Here is a 12,704-nt window from a genome sequence, read left to right as displayed (position 1 = left end):
CGTGCGCCCCGGGGCCATTCGTTTCAACCATCGTTCGAGGGACATTCCCTCGCCCCATCAACCCGTCCCCGACCACTTCAGCAGTCGCGACAGATCGCTCTTGATCTTGCCCGGATCGGCGTTCTTCGGGAACGCCATCATCAGGTTGCCCAGCGGGTCGACCAGGTAGATGTGATCGCGCAGGCCGGTGCCTTCCTGCGTCGGCAGCCACGAGGCGAGTGCGACGGGATCGGCACGCAGGCGGCGCGTATCGGGATAGGCATCGTCGATCTGTTGCGTCACTTTCGATGCGTCCGTCACCAGCCACAGCGTTTCCACCCGCGTGCGCTCGTTGCCCTGCAAGACGCGGATCTGCCGCATATAGAAGAGCTTGCTGACGCAGTTCTCGTCGCATGTGGCCGTGTCCGCGCTGATCATGAGCCATTTGCCCTTGAGCGACGACAGCGGCAGGTTCTCGCCCGTTTCGTCGTCATGCACGACGAGCGCCGGCAACGGACGCTGCGGTTCGATCAGCTTGCCGTAGGCAGACGTGCCGCCCTGCGGTTTGAACACGTAATACATCAGATACGCCGCCACCGCCGGCGCGGCGCACACCACGAAGAGCAGCACGAGCATGCGCCTCGCACGGCGTCGTTGCACCGGGTCGATGGCAGGACTTCCACGCCGATCCGTACTTACATTTGCACTCATGTTCGCCCTATGCGCGTCTAGCGCAACTTAAGCCCGCGTGAATTTGTTTGTCGCCGTGGCCATGCGGCGACCGCGCTTATACGCCAGACGCAGTCCCAGCAGCGCCAGAATCAGCGACATGCCGAACCACTGCGCCATATAACCATAGTTGCGATCCGCGCCGCTCGCCGGTTGCGGCCAGTCGCGCAGCAGGTGATCGCCCGTGTCGTTCGTCTGCATGATGACGAACGGTTGCAGCGGCAGCGACGTCTCGCGCGCATACGCCGCCACGTCGAGATTCTGACGGATCGACAGCCCCGCCGCCGAGCCGCCGTGGCCCAGTTCGAAGGCGCGCGATGGATCGGGGGCGGCGATGCCTTCCACCGTGACATCGCCCGCCGGCGTCGCATACGGCATGATCGACTCGCGATCGCGCAGGTCCCGTGGCAGCCAGCCTCGATTGACGAGCACCACGTGATCGGGCGCGACTTGCAACGCCATCACTACATAGAAGCCCGGCAGGTCGTTGCGAGGACGATTGTCGAGATACACCACGCGGTTGCGCAGGAAACGGCCTGTGACGCGCACGCGCCGATGGGTCACGTCGTCGAGCGAATAGGCCTGCGCACCGAGCGCGACGACCGGGGCACGCTCGGCATGCTCGATCTGCGCCTGACGCGCGAGACGCATCTGCGCACGCTGGTACTGCCACACGCCAAGCGCTGCGGTAAGCATTACGCCCAGCAGTATCAGCACGGCCGGCACAGGCCGCAGGCCGCGCAAGAGAGTTTTCAACACGTACGTTCCTTGTCCGGCTGCCGCCCGATGTTGCGCAACGCGGACTGCCCACACTGCATTGCAGCGTGCCAGCGCGTGTGCGTTGTCCGATAATGACGAATTCCCGTCATCGGACAGATCATGCGCATCATCGTTGCCATCGCCTTCGTCCTGATTCTCGGCAGTCTGGCGTCCGCATTGTTTTTCATGATGCGGGACAAGGGCCGATCGAATCGCACCGTGCAATCGCTGATGGTGCGCGTCGGCCTGTCGGTGACGCTGTTCCTGCTCATCCTGTTCGCCAACTGGATGGGCTGGATTCACAGCACGGGCATACGATACTGAGTCCCGCGCCGGCCTCCTGCGGCAAATCGCCGCACCCCATCTCTGCCAACCTGCTTTGCTGCGGATAACCTGTACCGACGATCACGGCGGTGGCGTCATGTCGTCACTGCCGGTGTCACGCCGTTTGTGCGACATAAGGCCGCATCCAAATGGAAACGCCGCCGGAATCCGGCGGCGTCCGCGAGGCCTGTTCCGATTTCAACGTCAGAGCCAGTAGACCACGACGTACAGCCCCAGCCACACCACGTCCACAAAGTGCCAGTACCACGCCGCGCCTTCGAAACCGAAGTGATGATCCGGCGTGAAGTGCCCCTTCATCAGACGCACCAGCATGACGGACAGCATGATCGCGCCCAACATCACGTGGAACCCGTGGAAGCCCGTAAGCAGGAAGAACGTCGATCCGTACACGCCCGAGGTCAGCTTGAGGTTCAGTTCGGTGTAAGCGTGGTGGTATTCGTACGCCTGGAAGCCGAGGAACACGAAGCCGAGCACGACGGTGGCGAACAGCCAGAAGATCGCGCTGCCACGATGGTTCGCACGCAATGCGTGGTGCGAGATCGTGAGCGTGACGCCCGAGGTCAGCAGCAGTGCGGTGTTGAGCGTCGGGATCGGCCACGGGCCCATCGTCTCGAACGCATCGACCACGCCCGCCGGGCCGGCGTTCGGCCACACGGCGCTGAAGTCGGGCCACAGCAGCTTGTTATCGAGGTCGCCGAGCCACGGCATGGCCAGCGTGCGGGCGTAGAACAGTGCGCCGAAGAATGCCGCGAAGAACATCACTTCGGAGAAGATGAACCAGCTCATGCCCCAGCGATAGGACACGTCGATGCGTTTGCTGTACAGGCCGCCCTCGGACTCGGCGATCGAGTCGCCGAACCAGCTGCGCAGCACCCACAGTACCCACAGCAGACCGGCCAGCGCCGTCCACGGGGCCCACGATTGTCCGTTGACCCAGGCAGCAGCCGAGCCGAGCACCACCAGCAGGCCGACACTGCAGCTCACCGGGTGACGCGAGGGGGCCGGCACGAAGTAGTACGGCGCCGTTTGGTGTTGACCACTCATTCTTATCTCTCCAGGCTTGGTTCTCTTTGTCTGTACCAATCACGTCGCGAGCCGGATGGCGAGCTTCGCCAGCAACACCAGCGCCACGACGAACAGGATGCCCCCGATCAACCCCGCCACGATCAGATGCACAGGGTTGAGCTGTGCCATATCGCGGTCGTGATCACGCCCCTTGCGCACACCGAAAAACGACCAGAACACCGCACCGATGGTCTGGAAGAAAGACAGCTTGCGCCGGGTCGCCTCCTTCAGGTCATCCATTCCCGCCCTTGCCTCCCCCTATCGCTGCTCCGGTGACTTCGCCAGCCTGGGCACCCGTCGGGGCGTCCGCACGTTGATTGGCGTCGTTCTTGCCGAGATCGAAAAAAGTATAGGACAGCGTGATCGTATTCACATCTTTGGGCAGCTTCGTGTCGACCACGAACACCACCGGAAACTCTTTGGCCTCTCCGGCCCTGAGCGTTTGCTGCGTGAAGCAGAAACACTCGATCTTCTTGAAGTAGCTCGCCGCCTGTGCCGGCGCGTAGCTCGGAATCGCCTGCGCGCGGACTTCATGCGGTTGCTGATTCGCCACTTCGTATTCGATGGTCGCAATCTCGCCCGGATGCACCGTCAGACTGCTCTTCGCCGGTTTGAAGCGCAGCGGTCCCTGCGCATTGGCGTCGAATTCGACGGTGATCGTGCGGCTCTCGTCGACCTGCGAATTGCGTGCGCTGATCTCGGTCGTGCGATCGCCCAACTGGTTGATGCCCACGAGATCGCAGAACGCGCGGTAGAACGGCACCATCGCGTACCCGAATCCGAACATCACCGCGACCAGCAGCAAAAGCTTGCTGAAGGTGCGCACGTTGAGGCGTCGCATGCCAGCCATCAGATACCGCCTAACAATTTGGTCTTGATCATCACGCCGATGAAGAACACCAGCACCACCGAGCCGAGAATCAGCCCGGTGCGCAGGTTTCTCGCCCGCTGTTCAGGACTGAGTGCCATGTTCAATGCACCTTCGGCGGCGTCTCGAACGTGTGGAACGGCGCCGGGCTCGGCACGGTCCACTCCAACCCTTCTGCACCGTCCCACGGCTTGGCTTCGGCAGCCGGGCCGCCACGCCACGTCGGAATCGCGACCCAGAACAGGAAGTACACCTGCATCAGGCCGAAACCGAACGCGCCGATGGTCGCGATCTGGTTGAAGTCCGTGAACTGTGCCGGGTAATCGGCATAGCGACGCGGCATGCCGGCCAGACCCAGGAAGTGCATCGGGAAGAACGTCACGTTGAACGTGATGAGCGAACCCCAGAAGTGGAACTTGCCGCGCCACTCGTTGTACATATGGCCCGTCCACTTCGGCACCCAGTAATAGAACCCGGCGAATAGCGCGAAGAGCGAGCCGGCCACTAACACGTAGTGGAAGTGCGCCACCACGTAGTAAGTGCCGTGCATCTGAATGTCGAGCGGCGCGAGCGAGAGAATCAGGCCCGTGAAACCGCCCATCGTGAACACGAAGAGGAAGCCGACGGAGAAGAGCATCGGCGTCTCGAACGTGAGCGAGCCCTTCCACATCGTGGCGACCCAGTTGAAGACCTTCACGCCCGTGGGCACGGAGATCAGCATCGTCGCGTACATGAAGAACAACTGGCCGGTGACCGGCATGCCCGTCACGAACATGTGGTGCGCCCACACCATGAACGACAGAATCGCGATCGACGCCGTGGCGTACACCATCGAGCTATAGCCGAACAGCGGCTTGCGCGAGAACGCCGGAATCACCTGCGACACGATCCCGAACGCCGGCAGAATCATGATGTACACCTCCGGGTGTCCGAAGAACCAGAAGATGTGCTGATACATGACCGGGTCGCCGCCGCCCGCTGCGTTGAAGAACGACGTACCGAAGTGACGGTCCGTGAGCAGCATCGTGATCGCACCTGCGAGCACCGGCATCACGGCGATCAGCAGGTAGGCGGTGATGAGCCACGTCCACACGAACATCGGCATCTTCATGAGCGTCATGCCCGGTGCGCGCATGTTCAGAATCGTGACGATGATGTTGATGGCACCCATGATCGACGACGCGCCCAGAATGTGCGCCCCGAAGATCGCCAGATCCTGGCCCGGCCCCATCTGCACCGACAGCGGCGCATACATCGTCCAGCCTGCTGCGGTCGCACCACCCGGCACGAGGAACGACGAAATCAGCAGCAGACCGCCCACCGGCAGCAGCCAGAAGCTGAAGTTGTTCATGCGGGCGAACGCCATGTCCGACGCACCGATCTGCAGCGGGATCATCCAGTTCGCGAATCCCACGAACGCCGGCATGATCGCGCCGAAAATCATCACCAGCCCGTGCATGGTGGTGAGCTGGTTGAAGAACTCCGGACGAATGAACTGCAGGCCCGGCTCGAACAATTCCGCACGGATCATCAACGCCATCACGCCGCCCGAGAGCAGCATGACGAACGAAAAGATCATGTACAACGTACCGATGTCCTTGTGATTCGTCGCGAACAGCCAGCGACGCCACCCGTGCGGATGGTCGTGCGCGTGATCGTCGTGACCCGCCACGTGATCGTGAGCGATGGAACTCATACCCAATCTCCTTGCTTCGAACTGGTCGAACGACTTAACTGTTCTTCGCTGCGTCGGCCGCGGCACCGGCGGCATTCGCCGACTTGTTGCCGCGTGCTTCGCGCACCTGTGCCGGCTGAATCACGTCGCCGGTCTTGTTGCTCCACGAGTTGCGCTCGAACGTGATGACGGCCGCAAGCTCCACATCGTTCAGATGCGACCAGTTCGGCATCGCATTCTTGCCATGCAGCACGATGCTGATGTGATCGGCCACCGGGCCCGTCACGATCTTGCCGCCATCGAGCGCCGGGAACGCACCGCCGCCCTTGCCGTTCGGCTGGTGGCACACCGCGCAATTCGAGGCGTAGACCTTCTGACCGCGCTCCATCAGTTCCTGCACGGTGTAGGTCTTGTTCGGGTCGTCTGCCGAAGCGGCCATCTGCTTCTTCTGCGTGTCGACCCACTTGTTGTAATCGTCTTCCGAGACAACCTTAACCACGACCGGCATGAACGCGTGTTCCTTACCGCACAGCTCGGTACAGAAGCCACGGTACTCACCGACCTTCTCTGCCTTGAACCAGGTGTCGCGCACGAAGCCCGGAATGGCGTCCTGCTTGATACCGAAGGCAGGCACGTAGAACGAGTGAATGACGTCGTTGGCCGTGGTGATCAGGCGCACCTTCTTGTTGACCGGCACGACCATCGGGTTGTCGACTTCCTGCAGGTACGTGTTGCTCTTCGGCGCCGTGCCGTCGATCTGGCTGCGCGGCGTCGTGAGCGTCGAGAGGAACTTGATGCCCTCGCCTTCGCCCTTCAGGTAGTCGTAGCCCCACTTCCACTGATAACCGGTCACCTTGATGGTGATGTCGGCGTTGGTGGTGTCCTTCATGGCAACGACGGTCTTCGTGGCGGGCAGCGCCATCAGAATCACGATGATGAACGGCACGACCGTCCAGATCACCTCGACCGTGGTGCTTTCATGGAAATTCGCGGGCTGATGGCCTTTGGATTTGCGGTGCTTGATGATCGAGTAGAACATCACGCCGAACACAGCGATGAAGATCACCAGACAGATGATCAGCATCATGGTGTGCAGGCTGTGAAGCTCTTGCGCGAGTTTCGTGACCGGCGGCTGGAAGTTGAGTTCGTTGACGGCCGGCCCCCCCGGCATGTCTGCGACGTCCGCCGCGATGGCCGGAGCGCCGGCGAGCAGTGAGGCGCTCGCAAGGAAAGCCGCCAAGGCGTGTTTCGTTTTTTTCATAGCTTCCTTACCCAAAATTACCATCCAAATCCTCCCTGGCGGTCGCCCGAGATCGTCTCCATCTCTCTCAGGCCTGTTGGGCAAGACAACGGCGCAGCTCGCGCGCAAACGTTTCGCGGCGATGCGGCGCAAGATAGGCACCGACAGTGACCGAGCGGCTACCCGAGCGCAAGACGATGCGCGTTCGCGGCGGCTTCTCGATGTCGATGCGTACCCAGCGGGGATTGAACTCGAACTGCGTCAACCTCTGTGCTGAACGTTGCTCGACCACAAGGCTCACGGGCGACAACCGAATGACCTCGTAATCTGTGGCATGCCGGGCATGAATGACGAACGCAACGCCCACCACGAGCAAGTCCAGGCCTGTGAACGGCAAGACCAACCACCCACCGCGCCACGCCGCAATCAAGGCAACACCCAGTGAGACGGCGGCCAACGACAGGTAGAACAGGACAAACTGGCGCGGCGATATCGCGCAGTTGCGCTTATGCGTCCATTCCTTCATCGCCGAACCGTTTCCGGTCTCGGAAGAAGAGGCTGCGAGCATCGCCGTCACCCGTGGGGCATTTTGGGTCTTTCATGTCCGACGGCCGGGAACTAGTTGCGTCCGGGCCGCGACAAACTGCCGCATTATAGAACGCGCATTCTCGAAGCGACAACATTGATACCGAGTATTTGGCGCGCCATAGCATCCTCCTGAACTCATTGATGCAAAAGGGAAATCCGGTTAATCCCCTAGCCGGAAATCCCAACGGCCGAGCGACTACGGGATACTCCCTATGCGTCGCACGATTGACACAATGCAACACGCGACGACTCGTTGCGGTGTCCTGAATACCCTGCCAACCGACACATTCGAACGACACATCATCGGCACATCATCGGCTCGCACCGCCTCGTCTTCACATCGACGGCTTCGTTGCGATGCGGGATTCGTCCGATATCCATCAACAGTAGACGCTGTGCCGGATTTCGCGTGCGACGTTATGTCGCGCCCACCTCTGATGCGTCGATGTTGTGGCGACATAGCCTCATCAAGGGGCTTTGCCGCAAAGCTGCGATCCGTTATCGCTTTGGCATTCCGTCGCCGCTGCCACGCGGCGACGCACGGACCACGCACGATGCAGCGAAGCCCGCTGCGCACTGCCATCAGACCCATGCTACAAGCGAAACATGTTCCCTACATCGCTTTGTCATGCGCGCCACGCGTCATCTCTCTCCCCACTCGTTTGCAGACGGTCTCAGCGCCCTGCAGAACGCTTCCGACTTCGACGTCCTGCAAGCGCTGCTCCCTTCGCTTTGCAGCGCGCTCGGCCAGCGCTACTTCAGTTACCGCGGTCACTTCGCATTACCCGACGGCCGTTTCGCAACGCCGCGCCTCGGCAACCTGCCCCGCGTGTGGCAGCAACGTTACGACGCACAACGCTACGACAACGTCGACCCGGTCCTCTCGCTCGCCGCCCGGCAACTCACGCCCGTGGAATGGACGGCTGGACTGTATGCGTCGCCCGAAGCACGACAGTTGCTCGATGAACAGCGCGCTGCCGGGTTGCGCTTCGGCATCACGTATCCGGTCTTCACACCATCGGGGGCATCGGGAACATTGAGTCTGTCTTCATCAAGACGCCCCGCGCATTGCCTGCGGCCATCGACGCCGCATCAGAGTCGACCTCATACGTTGGCTGCACGCTATAACGCGCGGCCAACGCACGATGCCGACGGACCCGACACACATGTGTGGGCGTCGCACGCCGCTGTCGTGCTCGCGGCCCACGTGCATGAAGCGGTGTGGCGCATCGTTCAGCGCGATGCGGCGCAGCGCTGTGCGCCTGCACTGACACCCCGCGAGCGCGAGTGCTTGCGATGGGTGGCATGCGGCAAGACATCGTGGGAAATCGGCCGCATCCTCACACTCTCTGAACATGGCGTCGTCTTCCATCTGCGCAGCGCCATGCGCAAGTTCGAAGTATCGAGCCGCCATCGTGCCGCGAAGATGGCCAGCGACTACGGACTGCTCGACGATGTCGCGGGGCCGCCGCATCAGGAAATCAAAGAGATCACTTTCGCGACGCAAGATCGGCAAGCGTCTTGTAGCGTGTCAACGTGAACGTATCGGTGGCGGCATTCACGAACGCGCCGCCGCCAAGACGCCCCACCGGACTGAGGGCATGCAAGTCGACATGACACGTCACGGGATCGAGCAGCGCGTCGTCTACGTGTGCGGCAAGCACTGTGCCGAGCACGACCCATCCACCGCCGGGTGCCGCACTGATCTCGATGATGTCGCGCACCTCACACTCGAAGGCGACGGACGCCTCACGAACGCGCGGGGGCCGCACCCGCGACGACGGCACCGGCGTCATGCCCGTGAGATCGAATTCCGACTCCCCGGGGGGCAACGGTGCCGCCGAGAGATTCACGGCATCGATGCACGACGTGCTCGCCACGTTCACGACGAACTCCGGCACCGCCTCGATGTTGTGCAGTGTGTCTTTCTTTCGCCTTGGCTGCGGCGGCACTACAGGACAGAACAGCACCGTCATCGGCACACAACACACGCCCATGAAGTACGCGTACGGCGCGAGGTTCGAGCGCCCCAGCGCATCGACCGTACTCACCCACGCAATCGGACGCGGGAGTATCGTGCTCATCATGAAGTTGTAGATGCGCGTCTCGTCCAGCGTCGCCGGGTTCAGTTCCATCGGGTCTCCTTACGCAGTTGCGTTTGGTGATGCGTGATGCATACGGTGCGAGAACGCTCATCCGTCGCTCGCCACCCCGCCCGCGAGTCGCACGATGTCGTTCGCACATCCCCAAGACAAGGTGAAACCACCCCCTCCGTGCCCATAGTTGTGCAGCAAGCGCCTGTACCGCTCGTCCCGGACAACACGCGGCGAATGACGCACCGGACGAAATCCGACGCGCGCATCGATGACACGCAGGGCCGCAACGCCCTCGCAGAGTCGTGTGCACCGATGCACGATGTCATCGATCTGTCGTTGACCGATGACCGTGGATGTCAGGTCGGGCTCTGCCGTGCCGCCGAGGACGATGTCGTCGTCGCGCTCGACGATGTACGTCGGTGCGAAAGGATCAGAGTCATCGATGAAACACCCTTGTACGGCGTCGTCACGCGTGGCTCGCAACACAACCGCGCGCGACAGCGACAAGGCGTCGTCGCCGAACTGGCGACTGCCGAAGCCACAGCAATTCACCACCACCTCGACCTCGTCGAGCAATGACGCCAGACCCTCGACACGACGCGGCACGAACCGCCCGCCCAGTTCAAGGAACATGTTCATCAGATAGCACAGGTAGGTCGATGTGGCGGCGACCGGCACGTCCATGCGGTAGGCGCAGGCGAAGCGCGACGGCACACGCTCCGGCGGCACCCGGCACAGACCGCCGGTGCATTCTGCCCACCAGGGCACGCCGGCGTCGCGTCGAAAATATTCGGTCAACGGCCTCATCCTCACCCCGGACGAAGCATCCGATGACAAGCGATGCATCGTGGCATACGTGTGCCGCGCGCGCGCCAGATAGACGAGATCGGGGGCCTGATAGAACGGATGCCAGATCGCCGCCGCTAACGCCGACGTCGTTTGCGACGGCCCCTCGGCCGCGAGAATGGTGACGCGACAACCCGCCAGCGACATCGCCACTGCTGTCGTCAGCCCACTCACACCCGCGCCTACGACGATGACGTCCATGCCTGACAGCGCACTCATGGGCATGTCCCGCGATGCAAACGGCCATCGTCGCCGGGCGCACGACAATCCGGCAGTACCGCGAGCGGCTCGGCCACGCCATTGAAGGATTGCGGCGACTTCAGTCCGCTACCGGTGCCAAGTAGCACCACGTCCGCCCCCGACGGGATACACCCGCTGGCGACACCCATTTGCAGTGCGGCGTAACCTGCGGCCGTCGACGGTTCATACCAAAGACCGAAGTGTTGTGCGAGCGTGCGCGACGCGGCGGCAATGCACTCGTCGTTCACCACCACACAAGTGCCGCGCGTGGCTCGAAGGGCATGCAGCGCAGCAAAGTGATCTCGCGGTCGACTGACCGAGAGACTGTCGGCCACGGTATTCGGCGCAACGGCCGTGGGCGACACCGGTAACGCCATCGTCTCGTCGTGCGCCGTCCAGTCGCGGGCGATGCTGTCAGAACTGTCGGCCTGTGCGGCCATCAGACGCGGAATCCCCGATGTGATGCCCAGCGCAAACAGGTCGAGAAATCCCGCCGCAATGCCCGACAGAATGTTGCCGTCGCCCGTCGGCACGATGACCCAGTCGGGAACACGCCACGCCATGGCTTCGGCAATCTCGTAGGCACACGTCTTCTTGCCCTCCCGCGTGAACGGGTTCACACCGGTGTTCCGACAGCACACGAGCGTGTCGTCGGCCATTCGTTCGGCAATCTCGAAGGCGTCGTCGTAGGTCCCCCCGATCTCGCAGACGTTCGCGCCGTACGCCCGAATCTGCGCCAGCTTCGCCAAGGGAGTACTCGCGGGCACCACGACTGTTGCGGCCATGGCCTGCGAGGCAGCAATGCACGCGAGCGACGCGCCTGCGTTGCCGGTCGACGCCGTCACTGCGCCCTTGCACCCCACGCTTTTTGCGATGGCCAATACCAGCTCGGTAGCCCGGTCCTTCAGCGAACCACTGGGATTACGCGCTTCGTCCTTGATCCGAAGCCGGACGCCACCATCGTCCCCGCAATCGATCAGGGGGGTTCCGCCGACGCGCAGCCGGCTGCCCCAATGCGCTTCGACGGGTAACAGGGCAACGTATCGCCACATACCCTCCGTCTCACTCTCCTGGAACGCCGTCACGATATCCGTCGCCGACGGCGCGTTTGCATTCGCCTTGCGCTGGATGCGCAGGTTCTGACCACACACGTGGCATCGATAGCGAATCGCCCCCCATGTCTGCGGGGTCGCGCAACGCACGCAGGCATAGCGATAAGAGAACGATGGCATCACGTCAGACTCCCCGGATTCAGCAGATGCGCCATCACGGCGTTTTGCGCATGCAGCCGGTTCTCCGCTTGCCGGAACACCCACGATGCCGGGCTTTCCACGACGTCATCCGACACTTCCTGCCCCCGGTCCACCGGCAAGCAATGGAGATAGCCGGCATTCGGCGCGGCCAGACGCATGATGTCCGCGTCTACGCACCAATCGCGATGTCGTTCGAATACTGCATGCATGCCGGCTTCGTCGACGGCTTCGCCTGAGTGCTGCGGCAAATGGTTCAGGCTGCACCACGACTTGGCGTAGACGGCGTGCGCGCCTGTCACGCCGTCGCGCAAGTCGTGCGTCACGCGAATCCTCGCGCCCGTCTGCCCAGCAAACTGCGCGGCGGCCGCCATGACGTGAGAATCAAGCGCAAACGGCGGCGGATAAGCGAGCGTCACATCCATCCCGGTCTTGACGGCGGCGAGCAGCAGACTTTGCGGCACCGCGACGGGTTTGTGCCAGCTTCCCGAGTAAGCCCAACTGATGCACAGCTTCCGCCCGGTGAGTCCGCCCAGTTGTTCGCGTAGCGTCATCACATCTGCGAGCGCCTGACACGGATGAAACCGGTCGCACTCCATGTTGATGACCGGCACCTGACTCCACTCGGCGAACGCTTCAAGATGCCGGTGTGCCGCGCCGTACACCCAGCCTGCGGGCGCGCCGTACATGCGAATCGCTATCGCGTCGCCGTAGGACGACAGCACCCGCGCGACGTCGGCCACACGTTCTGTCGTGTAGGGGATCTCCGCATCGGGGAGCGCGGGCGTGTAAATCCCTGCGTGCGGATCGAGGACGATGGCGTTCCCTCCCAACCTCGCCAGCCCGGTCTGGAAACTGCTGCGTGTGCGCAGCGACGCGTTGTAGAAGAGAAAGTAGATCGTTCTGTCACGAAGCGCCCCCTCGGTATGCAGGGGATATCGGCGCTTGAACGACAACGCCGCACTCAGTAACGCCCGGTAGTCCGGGGCACTCATCGTCAAATCGGGCGCAAGCCAATGACACG

Annotated in this window: 14 protein-coding genes and 1 pseudogene; 2 read left to right on the top strand and 13 right to left on the bottom strand. The window is 62.5% G+C overall.

Annotated elements, in window-relative coordinates:
• Positions 1-57 precede the first annotated feature (57 nt).
• Both PAQ31011_RS08355 and PAQ31011_RS08350 read right to left on the bottom strand, forming a co-directional pair.
• Positions 58-690: an SCO family protein gene (locus tag PAQ31011_RS08355; protein WP_150575365.1), complete on the bottom strand. Its 633-nt coding sequence runs from the start codon at positions 688-690 to the stop codon at positions 58-60.
• A gap of 27 nt (positions 691-717) precedes the next feature.
• Positions 718-1,404 (bottom strand): SURF1 family protein, encoded by a 687-nt coding sequence (locus PAQ31011_RS08350; protein ID WP_425495097.1) that lies wholly within the window; start codon positions 1,402-1,404, stop codon positions 718-720.
• Between the two features lie 183 nt (positions 1,405-1,587).
• Between PAQ31011_RS08350 and PAQ31011_RS08345 the strand changes: the two genes are divergently transcribed.
• Positions 1,588-1,791 (top strand): twin transmembrane helix small protein, encoded by a 204-nt coding sequence (locus tag PAQ31011_RS08345; RefSeq protein ID WP_039395424.1) that lies wholly within the window; start codon positions 1,588-1,590, stop codon positions 1,789-1,791.
• Positions 1,792-1,995: 204 nt separating this feature from the next.
• On the opposite strand, the gene PAQ31011_RS08340 is transcribed toward PAQ31011_RS08345, so the two are convergent.
• The 7 genes and pseudogenes from PAQ31011_RS08340 to PAQ31011_RS08315 form a co-directional block, all read right to left on the bottom strand.
• On the bottom strand, positions 1,996-2,856 hold the full coding sequence (locus tag PAQ31011_RS08340) for a cytochrome c oxidase subunit 3 (RefSeq protein WP_150575364.1): 861 nt from the start codon (positions 2,854-2,856) through the stop codon (positions 1,996-1,998).
• A 39-nt stretch (positions 2,857-2,895) separates the two neighbouring features.
• Positions 2,896-3,117: a DUF2970 domain-containing protein gene (locus PAQ31011_RS08335; protein ID WP_150575363.1), complete on the bottom strand. Its 222-nt coding sequence runs from the start codon at positions 3,115-3,117 to the stop codon at positions 2,896-2,898.
• The gene (locus tag PAQ31011_RS08330; RefSeq protein ID WP_150575362.1) at positions 3,110-3,727 is read right to left on the bottom strand and encodes a cytochrome c oxidase assembly protein; all 618 of its coding nucleotides are present in this window, start codon (positions 3,725-3,727) and stop codon (positions 3,110-3,112) included. Before PAQ31011_RS08330 ends, PAQ31011_RS08335 begins: the two co-directional genes overlap by 8 nt.
• Positions 3,727-3,846 (bottom strand): cytochrome oxidase small assembly protein, encoded by a 120-nt coding sequence (locus tag PAQ31011_RS26560; protein ID WP_211279338.1) that lies wholly within the window; start codon positions 3,844-3,846, stop codon positions 3,727-3,729. The genes PAQ31011_RS08330 and PAQ31011_RS26560 overlap by 1 nt, the downstream gene beginning before the upstream one ends.
• A gap of 2 nt (positions 3,847-3,848) precedes the next feature.
• Positions 3,849-5,441 (bottom strand): cytochrome c oxidase subunit I, encoded by a 1,593-nt coding sequence (gene ctaD, locus PAQ31011_RS08325; RefSeq protein ID WP_150575361.1) that lies wholly within the window; start codon positions 5,439-5,441, stop codon positions 3,849-3,851.
• Positions 5,442-5,487: 46 nt separating this feature from the next.
• Positions 5,488-6,705: pseudogene (coxB, locus tag PAQ31011_RS08320) on the bottom strand (cytochrome c oxidase subunit II); the annotation flags it as partial.
• Positions 6,706-6,748: 43 nt separating this feature from the next.
• The gene (locus PAQ31011_RS08315; RefSeq protein WP_150575359.1) at positions 6,749-7,228 is read right to left on the bottom strand and encodes a DUF2244 domain-containing protein; all 480 of its coding nucleotides are present in this window, start codon (positions 7,226-7,228) and stop codon (positions 6,749-6,751) included.
• 648 nt (positions 7,229-7,876) lie between these two features.
• Here PAQ31011_RS08315 and PAQ31011_RS08310 point away from each other — a divergent pair.
• Positions 7,877-8,788, top strand: a complete 912-nt coding sequence (locus PAQ31011_RS08310; protein WP_174990023.1) for an autoinducer binding domain-containing protein — start codon at positions 7,877-7,879, stop codon at positions 8,786-8,788.
• On the opposite strand, the gene PAQ31011_RS08305 is transcribed toward PAQ31011_RS08310, so the two are convergent.
• The 4 genes from PAQ31011_RS08305 to PAQ31011_RS08290 are packed head-to-tail and all read right to left on the bottom strand — an operon-like array spanning position 8,739 to position 12,675.
• Positions 8,739-9,383, bottom strand: a complete 645-nt coding sequence (locus PAQ31011_RS08305; RefSeq protein WP_150575357.1) for a flavin reductase family protein — start codon at positions 9,381-9,383, stop codon at positions 8,739-8,741. The two genes, PAQ31011_RS08310 and PAQ31011_RS08305, sit on opposite strands and share 50 nt — an antisense overlap.
• A 57-nt stretch (positions 9,384-9,440) precedes the next feature.
• Positions 9,441-10,409, bottom strand: a complete 969-nt coding sequence (locus tag PAQ31011_RS08300; protein WP_174990021.1) for an FAD-dependent oxidoreductase — start codon at positions 10,407-10,409, stop codon at positions 9,441-9,443.
• Complete coding sequence (locus tag PAQ31011_RS08295; RefSeq protein WP_150575355.1) at positions 10,406-11,662, bottom strand: threonine synthase; 1,257 nt, start codon at positions 11,660-11,662, stop codon at positions 10,406-10,408. The genes PAQ31011_RS08300 and PAQ31011_RS08295 overlap by 4 nt, the downstream gene beginning before the upstream one ends.
• Positions 11,662-12,675, bottom strand: a complete 1,014-nt coding sequence (locus tag PAQ31011_RS08290; RefSeq protein ID WP_174990020.1) for an ornithine carbamoyltransferase — start codon at positions 12,673-12,675, stop codon at positions 11,662-11,664. Before PAQ31011_RS08290 ends, PAQ31011_RS08295 begins: the two co-directional genes overlap by 1 nt.
• Positions 12,676-12,704 lie beyond the last annotated feature (29 nt).

Source organism: Pandoraea aquatica, from assembly GCF_902459565.1.
GTDB classification, from domain to species: domain Bacteria; phylum Pseudomonadota; class Gammaproteobacteria; order Burkholderiales; family Burkholderiaceae; genus Pandoraea; species Pandoraea aquatica.
The sequence above is the reverse complement of the archived record's forward strand: the minus strand, read 5'-3'. Positions and strand labels throughout refer to the sequence as shown.